This is a genomic window from Caballeronia sp. SBC1 (assembly GCF_011493005.1).
In the GTDB taxonomy this organism is placed as follows: domain Bacteria; phylum Pseudomonadota; class Gammaproteobacteria; order Burkholderiales; family Burkholderiaceae; genus Caballeronia.
Window position 1 is genome coordinate 1,852,665 of sequence record NZ_CP049156.1, and the last position, 22,348, is coordinate 1,875,012.

The 22,348-nt window shown below is 61.4% G+C and carries 22 protein-coding genes; all 22 read left to right on the plus strand.

Annotation, left to right across the window (positions count from 1 at the left end; translation table 11 throughout):
- The first annotated feature begins 6 nt into the window (after positions 1-6).
- The 22 genes from hypF (at position 7) to SBC1_RS08300 (ending at position 22,342) form a co-directional block, all read left to right on the plus strand.
- A complete protein-coding gene (gene hypF / locus SBC1_RS08195; RefSeq protein ID WP_165090300.1) occupies positions 7-2,421 on the plus strand; it encodes a carbamoyltransferase HypF in 2,415 nt (804 codons plus the stop codon).
- Positions 2,412-2,738, plus strand: a complete 327-nt coding sequence (locus tag SBC1_RS08200) for a HypC/HybG/HupF family hydrogenase formation chaperone (RefSeq protein ID WP_165090303.1) — start codon at positions 2,412-2,414, stop codon at positions 2,736-2,738. Before hypF ends, SBC1_RS08200 begins: the two co-directional genes overlap by 10 nt.
- Positions 2,731-3,438, plus strand: a complete 708-nt coding sequence (locus SBC1_RS08205) for an SIS domain-containing protein (RefSeq protein WP_165090307.1) — start codon at positions 2,731-2,733, stop codon at positions 3,436-3,438. Before SBC1_RS08200 ends, SBC1_RS08205 begins: the two co-directional genes overlap by 8 nt.
- Positions 3,435-4,616: a hydrogenase formation protein HypD gene (hypD, locus tag SBC1_RS08210; protein ID WP_165090312.1), complete on the plus strand. Its 1,182-nt coding sequence runs from the start codon at positions 3,435-3,437 to the stop codon at positions 4,614-4,616. The genes SBC1_RS08205 and hypD overlap by 4 nt, the downstream gene beginning before the upstream one ends.
- On the plus strand, positions 4,613-5,659 hold the full coding sequence (hypE, locus tag SBC1_RS08215) for a hydrogenase expression/formation protein HypE (RefSeq protein WP_165090315.1): 1,047 nt from the start codon (positions 4,613-4,615) through the stop codon (positions 5,657-5,659). The genes hypD and hypE overlap by 4 nt, the downstream gene beginning before the upstream one ends.
- A gap of 37 nt (positions 5,660-5,696) precedes the next feature.
- Positions 5,697-6,026, plus strand: coding sequence for a hydrogenase maturation nickel metallochaperone HypA (hypA, locus tag SBC1_RS08220; protein ID WP_165090319.1), 330 nt, complete (start codon positions 5,697-5,699; stop codon positions 6,024-6,026).
- 38 nt (positions 6,027-6,064) lie between these two features.
- Positions 6,065-7,054: a hydrogenase nickel incorporation protein HypB gene (gene hypB, locus SBC1_RS08225; protein WP_241202056.1), complete on the plus strand. Its 990-nt coding sequence runs from the start codon at positions 6,065-6,067 to the stop codon at positions 7,052-7,054.
- 67 nt (positions 7,055-7,121) lie between these two features.
- Complete coding sequence (locus SBC1_RS08230; RefSeq protein ID WP_165093138.1) at positions 7,122-8,180, plus strand: HoxN/HupN/NixA family nickel/cobalt transporter; 1,059 nt, start codon at positions 7,122-7,124, stop codon at positions 8,178-8,180.
- 171 nt (positions 8,181-8,351) lie between these two features.
- Positions 8,352-9,203: a polysaccharide deacetylase family protein gene (locus SBC1_RS08235; protein ID WP_165090326.1), complete on the plus strand. Its 852-nt coding sequence runs from the start codon at positions 8,352-8,354 to the stop codon at positions 9,201-9,203.
- 188 nt (positions 9,204-9,391) lie between these two features.
- On the plus strand, positions 9,392-9,547 hold the full coding sequence (locus tag SBC1_RS08240; RefSeq protein WP_165090329.1) for a hypothetical protein: 156 nt from the start codon (positions 9,392-9,394) through the stop codon (positions 9,545-9,547).
- A gap of 462 nt (positions 9,548-10,009) precedes the next feature.
- The gene (locus SBC1_RS08245) at positions 10,010-10,726 is read left to right on the plus strand and encodes a beta-ketoacyl synthase chain length factor (protein WP_165090333.1); all 717 of its coding nucleotides are present in this window, start codon (positions 10,010-10,012) and stop codon (positions 10,724-10,726) included.
- Positions 10,710-11,504 carry a 1-acyl-sn-glycerol-3-phosphate acyltransferase gene (locus SBC1_RS08250; RefSeq protein WP_165090336.1) on the plus strand — a complete coding sequence of 265 codons (795 nt, stop codon included), beginning with the start codon at positions 10,710-10,712 and terminating at the stop codon, positions 11,502-11,504. Before SBC1_RS08245 ends, SBC1_RS08250 begins: the two co-directional genes overlap by 17 nt.
- Positions 11,479-11,784 carry a phosphopantetheine-binding protein gene (locus SBC1_RS08255; RefSeq protein WP_165090339.1) on the plus strand — a complete coding sequence of 102 codons (306 nt, stop codon included), beginning with the start codon at positions 11,479-11,481 and terminating at the stop codon, positions 11,782-11,784. The genes SBC1_RS08250 and SBC1_RS08255 overlap by 26 nt, the downstream gene beginning before the upstream one ends.
- The gene (locus SBC1_RS08260; protein ID WP_031359256.1) at positions 11,781-12,032 is read left to right on the plus strand and encodes an acyl carrier protein; all 252 of its coding nucleotides are present in this window, start codon (positions 11,781-11,783) and stop codon (positions 12,030-12,032) included. Before SBC1_RS08255 ends, SBC1_RS08260 begins: the two co-directional genes overlap by 4 nt.
- Positions 12,032-12,694 carry a hypothetical protein gene (locus tag SBC1_RS08265; protein WP_241202057.1) on the plus strand — a complete coding sequence of 221 codons (663 nt, stop codon included), beginning with the start codon at positions 12,032-12,034 and terminating at the stop codon, positions 12,692-12,694. The genes SBC1_RS08260 and SBC1_RS08265 overlap by 1 nt, the downstream gene beginning before the upstream one ends.
- On the plus strand, positions 12,691-14,379 hold the full coding sequence (locus SBC1_RS08270; protein ID WP_165093146.1) for an AMP-binding protein: 1,689 nt from the start codon (positions 12,691-12,693) through the stop codon (positions 14,377-14,379). The genes SBC1_RS08265 and SBC1_RS08270 overlap by 4 nt, the downstream gene beginning before the upstream one ends.
- Positions 14,376-16,103: a glycosyltransferase gene (locus SBC1_RS08275; RefSeq protein ID WP_165090342.1), complete on the plus strand. Its 1,728-nt coding sequence runs from the start codon at positions 14,376-14,378 to the stop codon at positions 16,101-16,103. Before SBC1_RS08270 ends, SBC1_RS08275 begins: the two co-directional genes overlap by 4 nt.
- Positions 16,090-17,688: a histidine ammonia-lyase gene (hutH, locus tag SBC1_RS08280; protein WP_165090347.1), complete on the plus strand. Its 1,599-nt coding sequence runs from the start codon at positions 16,090-16,092 to the stop codon at positions 17,686-17,688. The genes SBC1_RS08275 and hutH overlap by 14 nt, the downstream gene beginning before the upstream one ends.
- Positions 17,681-18,118, plus strand: coding sequence for a thioesterase family protein (locus SBC1_RS08285; protein WP_165090353.1), 438 nt, complete (start codon positions 17,681-17,683; stop codon positions 18,116-18,118). The genes hutH and SBC1_RS08285 overlap by 8 nt, the downstream gene beginning before the upstream one ends.
- Positions 18,106-18,753 (plus strand): outer membrane lipoprotein carrier protein LolA, encoded by a 648-nt coding sequence (locus SBC1_RS08290; protein ID WP_165090360.1) that lies wholly within the window; start codon positions 18,106-18,108, stop codon positions 18,751-18,753. Before SBC1_RS08285 ends, SBC1_RS08290 begins: the two co-directional genes overlap by 13 nt.
- On the plus strand, positions 18,753-21,161 hold the full coding sequence (locus tag SBC1_RS08295) for an MMPL family transporter (protein WP_165090365.1): 2,409 nt from the start codon (positions 18,753-18,755) through the stop codon (positions 21,159-21,161). The genes SBC1_RS08290 and SBC1_RS08295 overlap by 1 nt, the downstream gene beginning before the upstream one ends.
- Positions 21,158-22,342: a beta-ketoacyl-[acyl-carrier-protein] synthase family protein gene (locus SBC1_RS08300; RefSeq protein WP_165090371.1), complete on the plus strand. Its 1,185-nt coding sequence runs from the start codon at positions 21,158-21,160 to the stop codon at positions 22,340-22,342. Before SBC1_RS08295 ends, SBC1_RS08300 begins: the two co-directional genes overlap by 4 nt.
- Positions 22,343-22,348: the final 6 nt, after the last annotated feature.

The following is a 22,348-nucleotide window of genomic DNA, read 5'->3' on the forward strand; positions in this document are numbered from 1 at the left end:
GCGGCCATGAGCCTGTGCCTGCCGCCGGTCCGCGACGAACCGCCCGTGACATCACGGGTCGGTGAGGTCATTCGTGTGCGCGGACTGGTGCAGGGCGTAGGCTTCAGGCCGACAGTATGGCGTCTTGCGCGTGCGTGCGGCGTGAGCGGCGATGTAGGCAACGACAGCGAAGGTGTGCTGATTCACGCATGGGCCAACACACGTACGCTCGACGAATTTGTCGAGCGTTTGCGAAGCGAGTGCCCACCGCTTGGGCGGATTGATGCCATCGAACGTTACGCTTTGCACGAGATACCACCGCCTTCCGGCGGCTTTCGGATTGTCGCGAGTACAAGTAGCCACGCGCGTACCGGTGTCGTGCCGGACGCGGTCACGTGCCGTGCGTGTATCGACGAAACGTTTGACCCGTCGAGCCGGCGGTATGGTTATGCGTTCACGAACTGCACGCATTGCGGGCCGCGCTTGTCGATTGTCCAGTCGATCCCTTATGACCGCCCGAACACCACGATGGCAGCGTTTGCGTTATGTGATGCCTGTGCAAATGAATATGACGATCCGGACGACCGGCGCTTCCATGCGCAACCGATTGCGTGCCCGGCTTGCGGGCCGCGACTGTGGCTCGAGCACGCCGATGGTTCAATTGCAGAAGATGATCCGCTGGATGCGACACGCCGCCTTATCGAGCGCGGCAAGATAGTCGCCATCAAAGGGCTTGGCGGTTTTCAGCTTGCATGCGCCGCGTCAGATCACGCTGCCGTTGCGAAATTGCGTGCGCTGAAACATCGCGAGTGCAAGCCGTTTGCGTTGCTGGCGCGCGACGTGGCAATGATTGAGCGCTATTGCGTGGTGAGCGCGGCGGACGAAGTCCCGCTTGAAAGCTCCGCCGGCCCAATCGTCATCATTCCGACGATCGATCGCGGCACACGTGATCCGTTTCCGGGCGTTGCACCGGGTATCGCGACACTTGGTTTCATGCTGCCGTCAACCCCGCTGCATCATCTGCTGATGCAATCGCTTGACGGCCCCATCGTGTTGACCAGCGGCAATCTCTCAGACGAACCGCAATGCATCGATAACGAAGAGGCTCGCCAGCGCCTCGCAGGCATGGCAGACGCTTGGCTGATGCACGACCGCGATATCGCCCGGCGCGTGGACGATTCGGTCGCGCGGGTCATGGGCGGAGCATCACGCTTGCTACGCCGCTCGCGCGGTTATGCCCCTGCGCCGTTGCGTTTGCCGCGTGATTTTGCTACTGCGCCGCCGGTCCTCGCAATGGGTGCTCAGCAGAAAAACACCTTCTGCCTGCTGCGCGATGGCGAAGCGGTCGTGTCGCATCACATCGGTGAACTGGAGAACAGCGAGACGTATCGCGACTACAGCGTGTCGCTCGCGCGTTATCAACACTTGTTCGAACATGAAGCGCGCTTTGTCGCAGTCGACCTGCACCCTGAGTATCTGTCGCGCAAGCTCGGTATCGATATCGCGCGGCAGCGGTGTTTGCCGCTCGCCGAGATCCAGCATCATCACGCGCATCTCGCAGCGTGCCTTGCCGAAAATGATATCGGTCTGGGCATTGACGTTCTTGGCATCGTGCTCGACGGGCTCGGCATGGGCCTGGACAACGCGCTGTGGGGCGGCGAATTTTTGCTCGGCGGCTACGTGAATTTCAAGCGTCTCGCGAGCTTCACACCGGTCGCTCTGCCCGGCGGCGCGCACGCGATCTACGAGCCGTGGCGCAACACGTATGCGCATCTGTCCGCGAGTCTTGGATGGCCGCGTTTCGCGAAGCACTATGCGAAGCTCGACCTCCATCGTTTTCTCGCCGACCGTCCGCTGACGCTGCTCGATCAGATGATCGACGGCGGGATTAATAGTCCTGTTGCAAGCTCGGCCGGGCGTCTGTTCGATGCAGTCGCCGGGGCACTCGGTGTATGCCGCGAACGCGTGCAATACGAAGGGCAAGCGGCGATCGAACTCGAAGCGTTGATCGATACCGGCACGCTCCACGATGAAGACGACGCGCGAGCCTATCCGTTCGAAATCGTGGAAAAGGATACTTCGTTGTTGATCAATCCGAAACCGATGTGGATCGCGCTTCTCGACGACATGCTGCGTGCCACGCCGGTACGAGTGATGGCCGCACGTTTTCACAAGGGCCTGGCAATCGTTATTGTGCAGATGACCCTCCGTTTGCTTATACCCACGCAGGTCAGAACCATCGCTCTCTCCGGCGGGGTCATGCAGAACCGCGTGCTGTTCGAGCAGCTCACCGCACGCCTTGTAGCATGCGGCTTTGATGTACTGGCACATCGCCAGGTACCGTCCAACGACGGTGGCATTGCGTTGGGGCAAGCGGCAATCACTGCCGCGCGTGCCCTTGCATGCGCGTTTGTTGAACCACGGAGTACGTCATGTGCTTAGGCATACCGGGACAGATCGTCGAGATCAGCGACGCGGACAATAACCTCGCATTAGTCGATGTAGGCGGGGTGAAGCGGATCATCAATATCGCGTTCATCGTCGATGACGACCGGCCGCCGGCAGCGTGTGTCGGCAACTGGGTGCTGGTGCATGTCGGCTTCGCGATGAGCCGTCTCGACGAAGCAGAAGCCATGCGCACGCTTGCCCTGTTGCGTGAACTCGGCGAAGCGCAGGCGGAGATGGCCGCGATGATGGAAGGAGGCGGCACGCCGCAGCCTGACACGTTCAACCACTACAACGGAGCGCGCCATGACTGAACATCGGGCGCTACAGGGCCTGTATCCGTTTCTTCACGGTGAGCATCAGGACGCGGCGAAGCTCGATGCCGCGTTGCTCGAATCGGTCGCGCAGAAGGCACAGGCAAGCATCGACGCGAAGCGCGCATTCTTCGCGGATAACGCTAGCGCCGTGATCGCTGTAGCCCATGCGATCGCGGATGTTTATCGCCGTGACGGGCGGCTCTTTTCAATGGGCAACGGCGGTTCGAGTTGCGATGCCGCGCACATCGCGGTGGAGTTCCTGCATCCGATAACGGCCGGGCGTCCGGCGCTCACCGCGGTCAACCTCGTCGCCGATACAGCCATGATGACGGCCGTGGGCAACGACGTCGGCTTCGCGCATATCTACGTTCGGCAACTGGTGGCGCAGGCGCGTCGCGGCGACGGGCTGATCGGGGTATCGACAAGCGGTAACTCGGACAACCTGCTCGCCGCATTCGCGAAAGCGCGGGAGATGGGCGTAGTGACCATCGGCTTGGCCGGGCATGACGGGGGCAAGATGGCGGCGCCGGGTGCGCTCGACCATTGCCTCGTGGTGCCGAGTGACAGCATTCATCGGATCCAGGAAACTCACGTCGCGATTTATCACATCCTGTGGGACCTGGTCCATACGCTGCTCGCTGATGAACGCGGCAGCCTGAGTGTCCCTGACACAGCGGCAGGGGAGCGCGTGCCATGAAATACGTCGACGAATTCCGCGATCCGGAGAAAGCCCGTACGCTCACGCGCGAGATCCATCGGCTGGTCGAGCAGATTGTGCACGATCGTGGCGGCCTTAAACGGCCGCTGCAAATCATGGAGGTTTGCGGCGGCCATACGCATTCCATCTTCAGGTATGGGATTCACCAGATGTTGCCTCCTGAAGTCGAATTCGTCCACGGCCCCGGTTGCCCGGTCTGCGTGTTGCCGATGGGCCGCGTGGACGATTGCGTAGCGCTCGCCGAGCGCTCTGAAGTGATCTTCACGACCTTCGGCGACGCGATGCGTGTTCCCGGTTCGCGCAAGAGCCTGCTGAAAGCGAAGGCGGACGGCGCTGATGTACGGATGGTCTATTCGCCGCTCGACGCACTTGCTATTGCGCGCGCAAATCCGCATCGGGAGGTGATCTTCTTCGGGCTGGGTTTTGAAACTACCATGCCGAGCACCGCGATGACCGTGTTGCAAGCGCATGCCCAACGTATCAATAACTTCTCGCTGTTTTGCAACCACATCACGATCATCCCGACGATCAAGGCCATTCTCGATTCTCCCGACCTGCATCTCGACGGCTTCCTTGGACCCGGACACGTGAGCATGGTGATCGGCACGCGGCCGTACAGGTTTATTGCAGAGCATTATCGGCGACCAATTACTGTTGCCGGATTCGAACCGCTGGACGTGCTGCAATCGGTGTGGATGGTGCTGCGTCAGATCGCCGAAGGCCGCTGCGAAGTGGAGAACCAGTACGGCAGGATCGTGCCGGAAGACGGCAATGCGCAGGCGTTATCGGCGATCGAGCAAGTGTTCGAGCTGCGCGAATTTTTCGAATGGCGCGGGCTGGGATCGGTTGATCATTCGGGCGTGCGGATACGCGAACGCTTCGCCGCTTACGACGCCGAGCGCAAGTTCCCCGTCGCGAACCTGAAGATCGCCGATCCGAAATCCTGCCAGTGCGGCGAAGTGCTCAAGGGCGTTATCAAGCCGCAACAGTGCAAGGTATTCGGCACCGCGTGTACGCCGGAAACGCCGCTCGGATCGTTGATGGTATCAAGCGAAGGCGCGTGCGCGGCGCATTACCGTTATGCACGCATCGATACATCGGCGTTGTATGCGCATGGCGCTGCGTCGGACACGCTCAAGCAGGGAGCGCAGGCATGAACGACCGGATCGGCAGGCTACGCGATGTGACGATCAATCTCGCGCACGGCGGCGGCGGCCGGGCGATGCGCGATCTGATCGAGGACGTATTTGTCACCGCTTTTGATAACCCCGCGTTAGCCGCGCTCGAAGACCAGGCTGTGTTTCCGCTCGCAGACCTCACGCGTCTCGGCGACCGGCTCGCGTTCACTACCGATAGCTACGTGGTCGACCCGTTGTTTTTCCCCGGCGGTGACATAGGCACGCTGGCGGTATCGGGCACGGTCAACGACCTCGCCATGTCGGGCGCGAAACCGCTGTTTCTATCGTGCGGGATGGTGATTGAAGAGGGCCTTGCGATAGATATTCTGCGTCGCGTGGCGGCAAGCATGCAGCGGGTCGCGGTCGAAGCGGGCGTGTCTATTGTGACGGGCGACACCAAGGTGGTCGAGCGCGGTTGCGCAGACAAACTCTTCATCAACACAGCGGGTGTGGGGGTCGTGCCGCCCGGCGTGAATATATCGGCGCGGCGGGCGCAGCCAGGCGACGTGGTGATCGTGAACGGCTTTCTTGGCGACCATGGCGCGGCAATCCTGATCGCACGAAAACAGCTTGCGTTGCAGTCCGATATAGCAAGCGACTGCGCGCCGCTAGCGTCACTGGTGGATGCAATGCTGGGTGCGTGCACAGACATCCACTGCATGCGCGACGCAACGCGCGGCGGTGTCGCCACGGTGCTCAACGAGTTCGCGGTGTCGTCGGGTGTGGCGATCCGCATCCAGGAAAACGCGCTGCCGATCCGCGAGGAAGTGAAGGGCGCTTGCGAGATACTCGGCTTGGATCCGCTGTATCTGGCGAACGAAGGCAAGCTGGTTGCGCTGGTTCCCGCACACGCCGCATCAAGCGTGCTCGCGGCGATGCATGCGCACCCGGCTGGCGCGCGGGCGGCTGTGATCGGCGAGGTAGTGGCGCAGCCCTCGGGCATCGTGGTGCTGCATACGGTGTTTGGCGGGCAGCGAATTGTCGACATGCTGACGGGCGAGCAACTGCCCCGGATCTGTTAGCTGGCTTCATACGTAAGGGAATAGGAAGCGCACTGTCATGCATGAACTGAGCATTGCGAATAGTGTCGTTGAACTGTGCGCCGAACGCGCGATGGGCGCTCGAGTGTTGCGCGTGACGCTGGAAATCGGCCGGTTGTCGGCGGTGATGCCGGACGCAATCCGCTTTTGCTTCGATGTCTGCGCGAAAGACACCGTGGTCGAAGGCGCAACATTGGAGATTGTCGAGACACCGGGCCTGGCGCGATGCCTGGACTGCGGCGGCAACGTGGACATGATCGACCTGCTCGAACACTGCGCTTGTGGGAGCGTCAATCTCGAACTGCTGGCTGGCAGCGAGCTGAGGATAAAACAGATGGAGGTGGTTTGATGTGTACCACATGCGGTTGCTCGAAAGGTGCCGGCACGGTGATCACAGACCCTGAGACCGGTGAGCGGATTGAGACACCGGCACAAGGGAAGAGTGGTGCTGCGCGTGAGCCGGGCTCGTGGCGGCAACTTGCGACTGCGCCGACGGGCGCGAGTGTGGTTGCGCATCTGCATGCACGCGCGCATCGGCACGCTCATGAAGCTCATGTTCATGAACACGACGGGCATGAACATATCCACGAGCACGTTGATGAACACCACCACGCACAAACGCCTGCAGCCTTCGCGGGCACCAAACACTCGCCCATATCCCTGTCCGAAGTGGCGATTGCCGCTGCAACTCATGGCACAACGATCGCACTCGAACAGGACATTTTGGCGAAGAACCAGTTGCTCGCAGAACACAACCGTGGCTGGCTGGCGAGCCGCCATATCACTGCACTGAACCTCGTCAGCTCACCGGGAGCGGGAAAGACCACGTTGCTTGAACGGACTATCCGAGATCTCCAGGCGTTACACAGTACCCAGTCGATCCAGGTAATCGAAGGCGACCAAGCGACGCTCAACGACGCCGAGCGTATTCGCGCGACCGGTTGCCGTGTGGTCCAGATCAACACAGGCACGGGTTGTCATCTCGATGCCGGTATGGTCTCGCGCGCGCTGGCGCAACTCGATCCGCCTTCGCATGCGTGGCTGATGATCGAGAACGTCGGCAATCTTGTATGTCCCGCGTTGTTCGATCTCGGCGAACAGGCGAAGGTGGTCATCCTGTCAGTGACCGAGGGCGAAGACAAGCCGCTTAAGTATCCGCATATGTTCCGTGCAAGCCGCGTGATGTTGCTGAACAAGGTCGACCTGCTGCCGCACTTGCGTTTCAATGTTGAACGCTGCATTGCGTATGCGCGACAGGTGAATCCTTCTATTGAAGTACTGCAGGTATCGGCGGAAACCGGGGCGGGGATGAAGGCGTGGTATGCGTGGCTGGAAGCAGCCGCGCAGGCGGAGGTGGTCGGGGAAACAGTGCGCTAGAGCACGAGCAGCGCGCCGGTCGGATCGTGTGAAGGGTACGAGTGCGGGCAAGAATGCGAGGCTCATGATGCTAAAACAAATGGCTCAGCTTTTTAACGACCGTCCAACGGGCCTGCGCCACAAAATCACCGGTATCTACGCGCTCCTGCTGGTCTTCAATGTGGTTGCATGGACGTGGGCGCTGACGGCCTTTCACGGGCAGCCAGCGCTCCTGGGCACAGCGCTTTTAGCGTACACGTTCGGGCTGCGCCACGCGGTGGATGCGGACCACATTGCTGCTATCGACAACGTCACGCGCAAGCTGCTCCAGATCGGCCGAAGCCCGCTTGGCGCCGGTTTGTTCTTCTCGCTCGGCCACTCAACGGTGGTCGTCGCGCTCACAGTCGGCGTCGCGTTCGCCGCGACCGCGCTGACGACGCACTTCGATGACCTGAGAGGCATTGGTGGTCTTATCGGCACCAGCGTTTCGGCGCTGTTCCTGTTCGTGCTGGCTATCGCGAACCTGGTTGTGCTGGCGTCCGTGATCAGGACATTTCGCGCCGTGCGCCGCGGTGAACCGATGGTCGAAACCGATCTCGACCTCTTGCTGAACAACCGCGGTTTCCTCTCGCGTTTGCTTCGGCCGTTGTTGAGACTGGTATCGCGCAGCTGGCATCTTTATCCGGTAGGTTTCCTGTTCGGACTCGGATTCGATACCGCGACCGAGGTTGCGTTGTTCGGCATATCGGCGGCCCAGGCGTCGCATGGGCTCTCGTTCTGGTCGGTGCTCGTGTTGCCGATCTTGTTCACGGCGGGCATGTCGCTGGTCGATACCACCGACGGCATTCTGATGCTCGGTGCGTATCGCTGGGCCTTTGTCCGGCCCATGCGCAAGCTCTACTACAACATCACGATCACGTTCGTTTCGGTAGTGGTCGCTGTGTTGATCGGCGGGATAGAGGTGCTGGGTTTGCTCCAGGACAGCTTGGGGCTCAAGGGCACGTTCTGGGATTCAATTGGCAGCCTCAACGATCACTTCGGATTATTGGGCTACATCGTCATCGGCATATTTATTCTGAGCTGGATCGTCTCCATCGCGATCTACAAGCTAAGGCGTTACGACGATATCGCCGTGAAAACGCTCTGACACCACCGCTAGACGCTAAAATTCGCGTACGTACAGCAAGTACTGAAGCCTTCGAATGCCTTGCGCCGGAATTAGGTAAGCTTGGCCGCGCTTAACCCGGCCTAACAGGCGGCATTTCTTACTGGCGTATAAACACCCCTAACAGTTATTGGAATCAAAGAAGGAACACGCATGCTCAAACTTCATCCGCGACCGCAACTCGATCCGGATGCAGCGTCCGAGCGTCGCTGGCCTGTAACAGGATATCCCCTCGCACTGAAGGTCACGGCGGCCTGGCATGCGTTTGCGCTGGCCGGCTGCGCCACCGCGCCGGAGATGTGGCCATGGTGGCTAGCCGGCACAGTGATAAATCATGCCACCGTCACGGCAGCGGGATTATGGCCGCGCTCAACGCTGCTTGGTGCCAACTGGACGCGCTTGCCCGCCATCCCGCGCAATGCAAACGCCATTGCGCTCACGCTCGACGACGGTCCTGATCCGCTCGTCACGCCCCAGGTTCTCGATCTGCTCGATGCGCACCGGGTTCGCGCCACGTTTTTCCTGATCGGCGAACGTGCTCGCCGATATCCCGCGTTGACTCGCGAGATCGTCGCGCGCGGGCATGCCGTGGAGAATCACTCGCAGAAGCATGTGCATACTTTTTCGGTGACGGGCATGAGCGCGCTAAGCCGGGAAATCGATGCGGCACAACGCACGCTGACGAAACTGACGGGCGAGCGCCCGGCTTTTTTTCGTGCACCGGCGGGCTTGCGCAATGTCCTGCTGGAGCCAGTCTTGCAAAAGCACGATCTAAGGCTGGCTGCCTGGACGCGACGCGGCTTCGATACCCGCGAGCGCAACCCCGAGATCGTCGCGGAGCGATTGCTGCGCGATCTGGCACCGTGCGACATCCTGCTGCTCCACGATGGCGACGCCGCCATTACCGATGACGGTCAACCCGTCTTGCTCTCTGTATTACCGCGGATCTTTGATGCCGCCAAAAAACAAGGGCTGCGCTTCGTTACCTTACGGGAAGCATTCTGATCTCGCGGCCGAACAGGGTGTAAAAAGAGTACGGCAGTACGTCCAGTCGCGCCATCAAGTAAGAGACGTTACGCATTGTACGAAGCCGAGCGGCGCGCCTATCAGGTCACGGTGTTGAGGCTTATATCTTGCCGGGCTCCTCGGCATGACGTAGCGCTCGGTTCGGCTTCGGGAAAGCATGGTTCCCGGTGACTACCGCGACTATTGGAAACATCGACGGCGCAAGCCTTTACACGCGGCATGCCGACGCCGATGCCACGAAAATGCGCGATGCCAACGGCGCAATCGCGAGACCGCAGAGCGACTTGTGCGAGTCTCCTGGACGGCCGATCATCGACTATTGAAGAGAGGAAAAACAGCCAGTGATAGCGAGCGCGCCGAGCGCAACATACATTCCGTAACTTTTTCGATTTGGACAATGAGGGTGCTGCGGCTAGATTGGCGGTATTGCGCGCGAATTTCGGTTAGGCCCATCAAATCAATTTGGCTTTCCGTCGTATATGTGAGACTTATCCAGGCGTGAACTGGTTTTCTGGCTGATTTAGCAAGCAATTTTCAGTATGATTCGCCCCTCAATGCGGAGTCGATCCAAGTTCAAAGAATTCTTTTATCCGCTTCATTTACCGGCATATGGCATTAAGTAGTCGGCACAAACTGCCGTTAATCCCGTGCATGCATCGGTATATCGGCCGGGCATCTCCTGACAACCGGTTGAAGATCGTCCGGCTGGAGCGGGCGCGTTCATGTGCTGCCCGCACAGGCGGATCCTGGTGAATTGCTGCTGCCTTTCAAACCGTAAATATCGTATGCACGATCTGCGCTGGACCATACCCGTTGCCCGATGGTCCGCCACCGCTGCCGCTGCGACCTCCGATATCAGCTTTATCGAGCCGATCGTCCGCCGTCGTCTGAGCAGCCTGTCCCGCAGCGCCCTCAAGGTCGCCCATGACTGTGTGGCTGAGCTGGACCGCGTGCGCGTGGTGTTCGCATCGCGGCACGGTGAACTGCGGCGCACGACCGACATCCTGCGCGCCATCAGCACGGGCGAGCCGGTTTCTCCAACTGCTTTCAGCCTGTCCGTCCTCAACGCAATGACCGGTATATTCGGCATCGCCCGGGGCGATCGTTCACCCGCCAGCGCGATTTCCGCCGGGGCGGAAACGCTTGGGTTTGCAATGCTCGAAGCGCATGCGCAGTTCGAAGCGGACCCGTCGTCGCCCGTGCTGCTGGTCTATGCGGACGAGCCGCCCGATGCCGCCTACGGCACGATTGAAGACGAGGTGCAAGGCGGTGCGATCGCGATCCTGCTCGACACCCGCGCGGCCGGAAAGCTTACATGCACCATATCGGGTACAGGGAGCCTATCGGGAACGCCGGAACTGGCATCGGGACTTCTTACCGTGCCGGACTCTTTCCTTACGCAGAGCGAAGCGGTCCAACGCTGTCTCGACACACAGGCGCCCGCCACATGGCAAAACGCCGGCACTACCTGGCAATGGAGCTGGCATGAAGGCGCGGCTTAACTACGGCTGGCGGCTGGTCGCCACGGGCATGAGCTTTGTCGTGTTCGGCGTCTGCGGACTGCTGTTCTCGGTGCTGGTGTTTCCGATCTCGTGGCTGTGGCCGCATCGCGCATCGCGTCAGCGGGTGGTCACTACCATTATTCACTGGTTTTTCCGGGCGCTGGTAGCTGGCTTGAAGTGGGTCGGCGTGATGGAACTGGAAGTCTCGGGAGCAGCCGCGTTGCGCGACGCCGGCCCCGTAGTTGTGGTTGCCAACCACCCGACCTACCTCGACGTGGTGGTGCTGCTCGCGCTCACACCTTCGGCATGTTGCGTGGTCAAGAGCGCACACTGGGGCAACCCCTGTTTTTGGGGCATCGTGCGCGCGGCCGAATACGTGAGCAACGTCGACCCGATCGAACTCGTTGAAGCCAGCGCCCGCCAGATTGCCGCGGGCTATACCATGATCATTTTCCCGGAAGGCACGCGTAGTCCCGCGCCGAACCGCTTGCACGCTTTTTCGCGCGGTTTTGCGCACATCGCCCTCAAGGCAGGCACGCCGATCCTGCCCGTGCTGATGGATTGCGACCCGCCGGCCTTCACCAAGCAGATGCGCTGGTATGACGTGCCGTCGCGTGCGTTCCGCATTCGCGTGAACGTGCTCGAGCCCGTCGCGGCTGACCAGCTCATGACGCATGATTCTTCTCCGGCCCTTGCCGCGCGCACTTTAACCAGCGCTATTGAGGCACACATTAACCAGCGGCTGTTCGACTATGGATTCTTTGAAACTGGAAATTAAGCAGCTTCTGATCGATGCACTCGATCTGGAAGACCTGACGCCTGCGGACATCGATGACGATGCGCCGCTGTTCGACACCGATGGCATCGGACTCGATTCGATCGACGCACTCGAGATCGGCATCGTGCTGCGCAAACATTATCAATTGACTATTGCGGCGAACGACGAACGCACGCGAGAGCACTTCCGTTCGATCAGCACGCTCGCCGCGCTGGTCGCCAGCCAGCGCGGCGAGCTGAGTACTACGAACGACATCGGGGAAAAGGGGAGTAAATCGTGACCGAGACAGAGATCCTTGAGCGCATCCGCGCCATCTTTAAAGAGAACTTCGCGATCGAGCCCGACCGCGTGACGCCGCAAGCGCATCTGTACGAGGACCTCGACCTGGATAGCATCGACGCCGTCGATCTCGCTATCAAGCTGCAGGAAATGACCGGACGGCGCATCAAGCCGGAAGAGTTCAAGTCGGTCCGCACGGTCGGCGATGTGATCGGTGCGGTGGAATCGCTGCTGGCGGAACAGGGGTGATGCACGCGGAGCATTCACGTTCCGGCGGGCAGGGTGCCGCAGCGCCTGAAGGCCTGCGCGCCAAGCCCTTTGACCTGCTGCGAACGGTTCTGCAAGTTGCCCTGAAGGTCGCTTACCCGTTGATGATCTTGTGTGCATGGCGCTGGGATTCACCGCGATACATTGGCGCCGCGCTATTCGCTTTGCTTTGGCTGCAGCGCTGGGCCGGGACCGGCACGTTCGCGACGTCGCTGAGGCAACTCACCGCCACCGACTGGTGCGTCGCGGGCCTGCTAAGTTGCGCATCGGCTGCGATCGTAGTGTCGGGCAGTGAATTGCTGTTGCATCTATACCCCTCGTTTGTGAACCTCGGACTGCTGGTCGCGTTCGGCGCGACACTTGTGCGCGGACCATCGATGATCGAAAAATTCGCGCGCATGGGTAATCCGGCGCTTGGCGCGCATGCGGTGCGGTACACGCGCCGGGTCACGCAAATGTGGTGCGTGTTCTTCACGTTAAATGGCGCGTTTTCCGCTTATACGGCATTGTTCTGGACCCGTGCTGCCTGGTCGCTCTATAACGGCGCGATCGCGTATGGCCTTATCGGCGTGTTGCTGGTTGGCGAGATCGTATGGCGCTACGTGGCCGTGCTGCCGCGCGCCGCGCGCTCGGAGGCGGCATGATTGCGTTGCACGATGTGATGTGCTCCAAGCGTGACGCCGACACGCCGGTTTGCCGCGACGGTGCTGAAATACTCGATTTCGCCACGTTCCTTGCGCGAGTGCGGGCCATCGCCGCGCATTTGAGCGAGCAGCCGGCGCGACGCTATGCGTTGTGCATTGACGATCCGTTCAACTTCGCCTGCGCGTTGTTCGCGCTATTCGCCTGCGGCAAGGAACCGGTCATTCCAGCGCATGCAGCGCCCGGTTATCTGGCCGATCTCTCGAATGCCTACGACGTTGTCCTAACCGATGCCGACATGCCTGCGCTGGTTTCACGACCAGAGTATGTCAATCCTTCAGTATCGATCGACCCGCACGCGCCGCTCACGCTGTACACCTCGGGCAGCAGCGGTACACCGAAGCCAATCCGCAAGACCCTTGCGCAATTCAACGCTGAAGTTCATACGCTCGAGACGCAGTGGGGCCTGCTTGTCGGCGATGCAACGGTGCTCGGCAGCGTCCCGCATCATCACATTTACGGGCTGCTGTTTCGCGTGTTCTGGCCGATCGCGACAGGGCGCGCATTCGACCGCGCGCTCAGCATTGAACCGCAACATGTGCAAGCGCGGATCGCGCAATGCGGGCCGGGTTCCTCGGTCGTGGTGTCTACTCCAGCGCAGCTATTGCGCTGGCCTGAACTCGATGGTTTCGCCAACCTGAGTCCTGCACCTCGCGTGTTCTTTTCATCGGGTGGTCCGCTTTCGGCAGACGCAGCGAGCAAATATGCGGCAGCCTTCGGCGCGGCGCCGGTCGAGATCTACGGCAGCACGGAGACGGGCGGCATTGCATGGCGGCGGCAGGATCAGACGGATGCATGGCAAGCGTTGAACGGTATCGAGGTTCATCGTGGCGACGACGGTGCGCTTAACCTGCGTTCACCGCATCTGGGCCATGACGACTGGCATCGCACCGACGACACCATCGCGCTTGACACGGACGGGCGCTTTCGTCTGCAAGGACGCCTCGACCGCGTGATCAAGCTCGATGGCAAGCGCGTCTCCTTGCCCGAACTTGAATCCCGCCTCGGGCTGCATCCGTATGTGGTGCAGGCGGCGGTTGTGTCGCTTGAAGGGATGTCGCGCGAGCGTGTCGGCGCGGTGGTGGCGCTCACCGATGCCGGTAGCGCAGCACTGCTGGAACGAGGGCGCGTAGCGCTCGCTAAGGTCCTGCGCCGCCACCTTGCGGCGTACTTCGATATTGTCGTGCTGCCGCGTTTCTGGCGCTTCCGTTTCGCACTTCCGTTCGATGCCCGCGGAAAGTTGCCGGCAGCGGCTGTTGCCGCCGCGTTCGATGCCCGCGCGGACGGCGTGGAAGTGCTCTCTGAAGTGCGCAGCAAGACTGCTCTGCACTACGAACTTCGCGTGCCAACGACTCTCGTGCATTTCGCCGGCCACTTCCCCGGCTTGCCGATCTTGCCGGGCGTTGTACAGATCGACTGGGCCATGCGGTTGGCGGCCGAGCAAGCGCCGGGCGTGCGCATGCTGGCATCGATCGAACAGTTGAAATTCAAGGCGCCCGTACCACCGGGGGCGCTGCTCGATCTCACGTTGACGCATGACGCGCCGCGCCGGCGTGTGCAATTTGCGTATCGGCTCGGTGGCCGGGATTGTTCGTCGGGCGTCATTGTTTATCGGGGGACCGCATGAGCTTTCTGCCGTGCATCGTTATCCCGATCTACAACCACAAGGACGCGATCAGCGCGACCATCGCGAATCTCAGCGTGCATGGGTTACCGCTTTTTATCGTCGATGATGGCAGCGATCAGGCCACCCAGGATGTGCTTGCGTCGCTTCAGCAACAATACGCGGATACGCTCACGCTGATCCGTTTGCCGGTCAACGGCGGCAAAGGCGCAGCGGTGATGGCGGGCTTGCGGGCCGCGCGGAAGGCGGGCTTCACGCATGGCTTGCAGATCGACGCAGACGGACAGCACGACAGCGCCGATGTACCGCGCTTTATCGAAGCGGCTCGTGTGGAACCGGGCGCTGTGATTCTCGGCCGCCCCATCTACGACGACTCCGTACCGAAGTCGCGTCTCTATGGCCGTTATCTGACGCATGTGTGGGTGTGGATCGAAACGCTCTCGTTCACGATCCGCGATTCCATGTGCGGTTTTCGCCTGTATCCGCTTGACGTGGTGTGCGTGTTGATCGATGAGGTCAGCCTCCCGACGCGCATGGATTTCGACATCGAGATACTGGTGCGGCTGTACTGGCGCCGGACAGCGTTCCGTTCGATCCCGACGCGCGTCACCTATGCAACCGACGGCGTTTCGCATTTCGACATGCTGTGGGACAACGTGCGCATCAGCCGTACGCATACGCGGCTCGTTGTGGGCATGCTGGCACGGCTGCCAGTGCTGCTTGCGCACAAACTGATGCCGCGCGCATCGAATGAAACCGAGCAGCACTGGTGGCATATAGCGGAACGCGGCAGTCATCTTGGCATGTCCTTGCTTGCGCTTAGCTGCCGTCTCTTTGGCACGCGCTTCACCGCATTGTGGCTACATCCGATTGTTGCCTATTTCCTGTTGACCGGAGGCCGCGCCCGCGCTGCGTCGCGCAGCTACTTCACGCATCTTCAACAAGCCGCACCGCAGGATCAAACGCCTCGCCCGGGATGGTTGTCCGCATATAAACACATGCTGGAATTCGCGCGATCCGGCTTCGATAAACTCGCTGCATGGTCGGGTCGCGTCAACATGGACGACGTGAAGTTCGACGACCCGGCCGCATTCGAGGCACTGAGCGCGAGCGGCCGTGGCGCACTCGTGATTGGCGCGCATCTCGGCAATCTGGAGATGACCCGCGCGCTTGCCACGCGCGGTGCGCGGGCGAAGATCACCGCGGTTGTCTACACGGAGCACGCGCGCCGTTTCAACAACGTGCTGGCATCGGCGAATAGCGAGTTCGCGCAACGTCTTGTCGAGGTCAGCGACTTCGGCCCCGAGACGGCGATGATGATGCAGGATCGGGTGGAGGCAGGCGAGCTGCTGGTGATCGTTGGCGATCGCGTGCCCGCGCATGATTCGGGTCGCACGACTGAGGCACAGTTTCTTGGCTCAACGGCGCCTTTCGCGCAAGGGCCATACGTGCTTGCCCATGCGTTGGGTTGCCCCGTGTACCTGTTTTTCTGCTTGAAGGAAGAGCAGGGCTACAGGCTCTACTTCGAGCCGTTCGCGGAACGCATCGAGTTGCCGCGCCGGGAGCGTGCGCAGCATCTCGCGGCGTGGGCACAACGTTATGCGTCGCGTCTCGAACACTATTGCCGCAAGGCACCTTATCAATGGTTCAATTTTTTCGATTTCTGGGCGCGGCCCAATGGCAATGGTAATGGCACTGGCACGGGAGGCGCGAATGGCCGAACTTGATCCGAGCGGCCCAATAGCCGAGTTGGCTTATACAGCCGAAGAAGCGATCGTCATCGGCGGCAGGCGGCTGACGATCGAAGAGGTCGTATCGATTGCCCATCGGCGAACGCCCATCGCTTTGAGTGCCGATCCGGCGTGGCGCGCACGGATTGAACGCGGCGCCGAATTCCTGCGCCGCCACTTGGCACAGGGCGCGACCGTCTATGGGGTCAACACCGGTTACGGCGACTCGTGCGTAGTCGACGTACCCATGGAACTGGTCGAAGTCTTGCCCCTGCAATTGCTGCGTTATCACGGCTGCGGCATGGGCCAGCATCTCGACGACGCGCAGACGCTCGCCGTCATTGCCGCGCGGCTCAATTCCCTGGCGTACGGCTTCTCAGGTGTACGGCATGTGCTGCTTGAACGGCTCGCCGACCTGATCAATTATCGCGTGCTGCCACGGATTCCATCGGAGGGATCGGTGGGGGCGAGCGGTGACCTGACGCCGTTGTCATACGTGGCGGCCGCGCTGGTTGGCGAGCGCGACGTGCGGTTTAACGACGAGTTATGCAACGCCCGCAGCGTCTGGGCCAAACTTGGCCATACACCACTCACGCTTGCGCCGAAAGAGGGGCTCGCGCTGATGAACGGCACGGCGGTCATGACGGGTCTCGCATGCCTCGCGTTCGCCCGTGCCGGTCACCTGACGCGGCTCGCAGCACGCCTCACCGCGTTGTCCACCGTCGCGCTCGACGGCCGCGCCGCACACTTCGACCCCATATTGTTCGAAGTAAAGCCACATGCAGGGCAGGCCGAAGCCGCGGCATGGATTCGCGACGATCTCGCCGGCCGTGAGGACACGCCGGGGCATCGCCTGCAGGATCGCTATTCCATCCGCTGTGCGCCGCATGTGATCGGCGTTGCGCGTGATGCGCTGTCGTGGGTGCGTCGCGACGTCGAGAACGAGCTGAACAGCGCCAACGACAATCCGCTGATCGATCCCGATGGCGAGCGCGTGTTGCACGGCGGTAACTTCTACGGTGGCCATATTGCCTTCGCGATGGACGCACTGAAGGTAGCGGTCGCGAATCTGGCCGACCTGATGGATCGTCAACTGGCGCTGCTCGTCGACGATAAATTCAACAACGGCCTGCCGCGCAGTTTATCGGGCGCGGCGCCGGAGCGCGCATCGATCAATCACGGCTTCAAGGCGGTGCAGATATCGTCGTCGGCATGGACTGCGGAAGCGCTCAAGCTAACCATGCCTGCTAGCGTATTCTCGCGCTCGACCGAAGCGCATAACCAGGACAAAGTGAGCATGGGTACCATCGCCGCACGTGATTGCCTGCGTATCCTGGAGCTGACCGAGCAAGTTGCCGCTGCCCATACGCTCGCGACTGTGCAGGCTGCGCGCTTGCGTCTACGCATCAACAATACGACACCCATCCCCCCGCCATTGCACGCTTTCATGGAGAGCGTGACAGCCGGATCGCCGTTCGTCGATGAAGACCGCGCGCTCGAAAGCGACCTGCGCGCACTGACTGCGCGGATCGCGGCGTGCAATCTGGTTGGAGGATATGGTGGAGAGGATCGTCATGAGTGAAGCTGTTGCCCCGAGGGTGCTGACTGCGAGCGCGGCAGTTGAAGTACCGTTCCATGACGTCGACGCCATGAACGTCTGCTGGCACGGCCACTACTTGAAGTACTTCGAGATCGGCCGGGCCGCGCTGCTGCGCGTGTTCGACTATGACTATCGCGAGATGCAGGCGTCGGGCTATCACTGGCCGATCGTCGAAGTGCATCTCAAGTACGTGCGCCCGGCCATTTACGGGCAGCAGATCGAGGTACGCGCGCAATTGCTGGAATATCAAAACCGCTTGAAAATTGGCTACGAGATTGTCGATGCCGCTTCAGGAGGGCGTCTGACGAAGGGCCACACGATTCAGGTTGCCGTCAACGCCGCGACGCAGGAATTGCAGTTCGTGTCGCCGCCCGTGATGATCGAGAAACTGGAGCGCGCATGGGCACGTTGAATTGGCGCAATGTTGTTGCGGCTTTGTCTATCGTGTTCTCCGTGCCGGTGTTCGCAACGCAGCCTGCATCGGCGAGCAACACGAGTCTTGTTTCGCAGATAGCGGGACGTCTCGCTCAAGCGAAGGGCGTTCGCGCGCAGTTCACGCAAACCCAAACGCTGTCCGCGATGAAACAGCCGCTCGTCAGCACGGGCTCGCTGGTTTTTTTCCGTGAACGCGGCGTGATCTGGCAGATCGATACACCGTACAAAGCGACCTACATCATCACCGATACCGGCGTGAGCGAAGTCAACGCCAACGGCCAGCGGACGAACTCAACTGGCGGCAACGACGTGCGCGGCGTGGCGCAGGTTTCGCGGATGATGCGCGCGATGCTGGGTGGCGATCTCTCTGCGCTCTACGCGCAATTCGATGTCCACGCAGATGGCACACCGGCGCAATGGCGTATGCAATTGACGCCGAATCAGCCCCAGCTCGCCCAGTCGATCAAGGGCCTTGAGATGAGCGGTGGGGATTACTTGCAGGCGCTGCGCATTACGCTTGCGAATGGCGACGTCACACGCATCGACTTTGCGAACAGCACGGCGGTGAGTGAGTTGCCGCCGTCCGATCGCACGTTGTTCGGAGCGCCGTAATGCAGGTGTCGCAATCACAGGTCGCAAAACCGGCGCGGGGCATACGCGTCGGTTGGCTGCTGCTTGCGCTCGTCGCAACGCTTTATTGCGTGTGGCGATTTGCCGGGCCGTCGCCGCTGCAGACGAACCTGCTTGCGTTATTGCCTCCAACGGAAGCGGATCCGGTCGCTGAAAAAGCCGTCGATACCTTGGCGACCGCGCTGGGTGATCGTACGGTTTTCCTCGTGACCAGCAATGACGCAGCGCACGCCAAAGCCGCGGCGAAACAGCTTGGCGCGACGTTGTCGGCAAGCGGCGCGTTCGGCTCGGTGACGGCGGAACTACCCCCTTTCGATTTATCGAAGATTGCCGGGCTGTATATGCCGTATCGATTCGGCTTGCTTGCGCTTGCCGATCGCACCGCGCTCGCAGACGGCACGGTCTCTTTGCACGACATACTCGCGCGACGTCTCTATAGCCCGCTGCGCAGCGGCCTCGCGACCCAACTCGCCGATGATCCGTTCGGCTGGCTCGAACACTGGCTTGCGGGCTTGCCGCTGGCGACCTCGAACCTGGAGGTTGAAGACAGTTTGCTGGTGGCACATCAAGGCAATGCGACCAGCGTTCTTGTGATGGCAACGTTGCCGGGTTCGGCGTATGAATCGAAGGTGCAGCACACGGTTCATGAAGCCGTGGCACATAGCGAAGGCGCGCTTAGGCAAACTTTCCCCGATGTCACCCTGGCCCGCACCGGCGCTGTTTTCTACGCAGAAGCGGCGCGCGCTGCCTCCGAGCGTGAGGTGCATCTGATTGGTGTCGCGTCGCTCTGTGGGATTGCGTTGCTGATGTTGTTGGTGTTCCGTTCGGCGCGGCTGATCCTGCTCGGCTTCGTCTCGACAGCGCTCGGCATTGTCTGCGCGCTCGCCGCCACCATGCTGATATTTGGCAAGCTGCATCTGCTGACGCTCGTGTTCGGCGCGAGTTTGATCGGCGAGGCAGTTGACTATTCGATCCAGTATTTTGTTGTTTATCTCGTGGCGGGGAGTGACTGGGATCCACAGCGCGGCGTGCGTGCCGTGCGGCCGGCGCTGATGGTTGCGCTGACAACAAGCCTGCTGGGTTACGCCATCCTCACGTGGGTGCCGTTTCCTGCGCTCAAGCAGATTGCGTGTTTTGCGATTGTGGGTATATGTACCGCCTTTGCGTCGGTATTGTGGCTGTTGCCTGCGTTGCTGGTTCGTGCGCCCAAGCGTAGTCCGCAGCGCGTATTCGCCGCCGCCGCGCGTCTGCTTGGCGTATGGCGCGCAGTGATCGGCGGACGGCGGGCGTGGGGCGTGGCGGCTCTTCTGCTGATTGTCGCCGTGCCCGGCTGGCTGCGGCTCACGAGTGATGACGACATCCATCTGCTGATCCAGCGCGATCCTGTGCTCATGGCGCAGGAGCAGAAGGTCCGCGACGCGGTCGGCTTCGACAACACCTCGCAGTTCTTCGTCGTGCGCGGCGAGACTCCCGAGATCGTGCTGGAGCGCGCTGAGGCGCTGGGCGCGAAGCTCGACGGTTTGCCGGGCACAGCCAGGCTGAGCAGTTGGCAATCGATAACGTCATTCGTCCCGTCGGCGAAGCGGCAGGGCGAGGACCGTGCATTGCTCAGTCAACGTGTATTCAACGATCCGTCCACATTACGCGCAACGCTTGTTCAAGCTGGTTTCCGCGATGAAGTCGCTGACGCGTGGCTCGCGGCGTACTCGAAGTCGGGCCACTCGATACTGAACGTCGATAGCTGGCTTGCTGCGCCGTGGTCGCAACCGTTCCGTCACTTATGGCTCGGCAGAGTCGACGCCGCATCAACGTCGGGCGGATACGCCGCCGTCGTGATTCCGCAAGGCGTGACGCCGGCGAACCAGCCCGTGCTGATTGCCACCGCACATGCGCTGCCCGGCGTAACCTTCGTCGATAAAGCCGCGAGCGTATCCACGCTGTTCGGCGCTTATCGTGTCGATAGCGGCATCTGGCTGGCTGGCGCGCTGCTAAGCGTACTCTTGCTGATGATGATTCGCTACCGGCCGCTTGGCGGCATTGTCGTCACGCTGCCGGTGTTGCTGGCGGTGGGCGTGACGCTCGCCGTATTCGGCTACGCAGGGCTGCCGCTGAATCTGTTTAACTGGCTGGCATTGATGCTCGTGCTCGGCGTGGGCGCAAACTATGCCGTGTTCCTGCGCGAAGGCGCCGCGCGTGCGAACGCCGATCTTGGCGCCGTGTGGACGGGCGTGCTGCTGTCGGCGGCAACAACTCTGTTGTCGTTCGGCTTGCTCGCCATGAGCGCGATGCCTGCGCTGAAGAGTTTTGGCGGGACGCTCGCACTGGGTATTGCGATATCGGTGTTGCTTGCGCCGATCGGCATGCCATCGGAACGAAGGAGGGCTGCATGAACGGGCCAAGGGTTTATCTGCATGCGCTAGGGATGATCAATGCGCTCGGCGATAGTGTCGGCTCGATCGTGCCTGCGCTCGCGGCCGTGGTTTCACCCGGCATGGGGACGATCCATACCGGTATCGGCGATGCGTTTGTTGGCAGCGTGACCGTGCCGCTCGATCTCGCGCCTGCGGACTCGCTCGCACGTTACGACTGCCGCAACAACCGGCTGCTGCTTGCCGCGCTCGTACAGATCGCGCCGGCGGTAGAAACCGCTCGCGAGCGTTACGGCGCACATCGGATTGGCGTGGTGCTGGGCACGAGCACATCGGGTATTGAAGCGGCCGAGGCTGCGTTCGTGTACCAGGCGCAAGCGGGCAAATTGCCAGTGAGCTTCGACTATCGGCAAGTTGAAATTGGTACGGTGGCGCCGTTCGCCGCCGCGGCGCTGGGCGTCCATGGACCGGCATTCACGATCTCGACCGCGTGCACATCGAGCGCCAAGGCCTTTGTTTCCGCACGTCGGTTACTTCAGTTGCACCTGTGCGATGCGGTCGTGGTCGGCGGTGTTGATTCGCTATGCGAATTGACTGTACAGGGCTTTGCGTCGCTCGAATCGACCAGTGTGGTCCGCTCTAATCCGATGAGCCGTAATCGCAGCGGGATCAATGTGGGCGAGGGCGCGGCCGTGTTCCTGATGAGCCGCGACGAAGGCCCGGTGGTACTCGCGGGCGTGGGCGAATCGAGCGATGCGCATCACATTTCCGCACCCGATCCACACGGCGCGGGTGGTGAAATCGCATTACGTGCAGCACTGGCGGACGCCGGTCTTGCTCCGGCCGATATTGCTTATGTGAACCTCCATGCAACGGCGACGCGCAAGAACGACGACATGGAAGCACACCTGATGGCGCGGGTGTTCAAGGACGGCGTTGCGGCGAGCGGCACCAAGCCGATGACCGGACATCAACTCGGCGCAGCGGGCGCGACTGAGCTGGGGTTCGCGTGGCTCACGCTCGCGCGCGACGACGTCGCTTTGCCGCGTCATCTGTGGGACGGAGAGGCCGACCCGGCGTTGCCTCCACTCGATCTGGTCGAAAACGAGCGTTACCTGCGGCGCACGGCGGCCGCGCAATACGTGATGAGCAATTCGTTTGCGTTCGGCGGCAGCAACGTCAGCCTGATTCTCGGCCGGTGATGACTG

Coding starts and splice junctions, on each gene's coding strand:
- hypA (WP_165090319.1), top strand. CDS start 5,697: ATGCATGAACTGAGCATTGCGAATAGTGTCGTTGAACTGTGCGCCGAA.
- SBC1_RS08295 (WP_165090365.1), top strand. CDS start 18,753: ATGCAGGTGTCGCAATCACAGGTCGCAAAACCGGCGCGGGGCATACGC.
- SBC1_RS08250 (WP_165090336.1), top strand. CDS start 10,710: ATGAAGGCGCGGCTTAACTACGGCTGGCGGCTGGTCGCCACGGGCATG.
- hutH (WP_165090347.1), top strand. CDS start 16,090: ATGGCCGAACTTGATCCGAGCGGCCCAATAGCCGAGTTGGCTTATACA.
- SBC1_RS08265 (WP_241202057.1), top strand. CDS start 12,032: ATGCACGCGGAGCATTCACGTTCCGGCGGGCAGGGTGCCGCAGCGCCT.
- SBC1_RS08205 (WP_165090307.1), top strand. CDS start 2,731: ATGACTGAACATCGGGCGCTACAGGGCCTGTATCCGTTTCTTCACGGT.
- SBC1_RS08245 (WP_165090333.1), top strand. CDS start 10,010: ATGCACGATCTGCGCTGGACCATACCCGTTGCCCGATGGTCCGCCACC.
- SBC1_RS08300 (WP_165090371.1), top strand. CDS start 21,158: ATGAACGGGCCAAGGGTTTATCTGCATGCGCTAGGGATGATCAATGCG.
- SBC1_RS08235 (WP_165090326.1), top strand. CDS start 8,352: ATGCTCAAACTTCATCCGCGACCGCAACTCGATCCGGATGCAGCGTCC.
- hypF (WP_165090300.1), top strand. CDS start 7: ATGAGCCTGTGCCTGCCGCCGGTCCGCGACGAACCGCCCGTGACATCA.
- SBC1_RS08285 (WP_165090353.1), top strand. CDS start 17,681: ATGAGTGAAGCTGTTGCCCCGAGGGTGCTGACTGCGAGCGCGGCAGTT.
- SBC1_RS08275 (WP_165090342.1), top strand. CDS start 14,376: ATGAGCTTTCTGCCGTGCATCGTTATCCCGATCTACAACCACAAGGAC.
- SBC1_RS08270 (WP_165093146.1), top strand. CDS start 12,691: ATGATTGCGTTGCACGATGTGATGTGCTCCAAGCGTGACGCCGACACG.
- SBC1_RS08230 (WP_165093138.1), top strand. CDS start 7,122: ATGCTAAAACAAATGGCTCAGCTTTTTAACGACCGTCCAACGGGCCTG.
- hypD (WP_165090312.1), top strand. CDS start 3,435: ATGAAATACGTCGACGAATTCCGCGATCCGGAGAAAGCCCGTACGCTC.
- SBC1_RS08290 (WP_165090360.1), top strand. CDS start 18,106: ATGGGCACGTTGAATTGGCGCAATGTTGTTGCGGCTTTGTCTATCGTG.
- SBC1_RS08255 (WP_165090339.1), top strand. CDS start 11,479: ATGGATTCTTTGAAACTGGAAATTAAGCAGCTTCTGATCGATGCACTC.
- SBC1_RS08200 (WP_165090303.1), top strand. CDS start 2,412: ATGTGCTTAGGCATACCGGGACAGATCGTCGAGATCAGCGACGCGGAC.
- hypE (WP_165090315.1), top strand. CDS start 4,613: ATGAACGACCGGATCGGCAGGCTACGCGATGTGACGATCAATCTCGCG.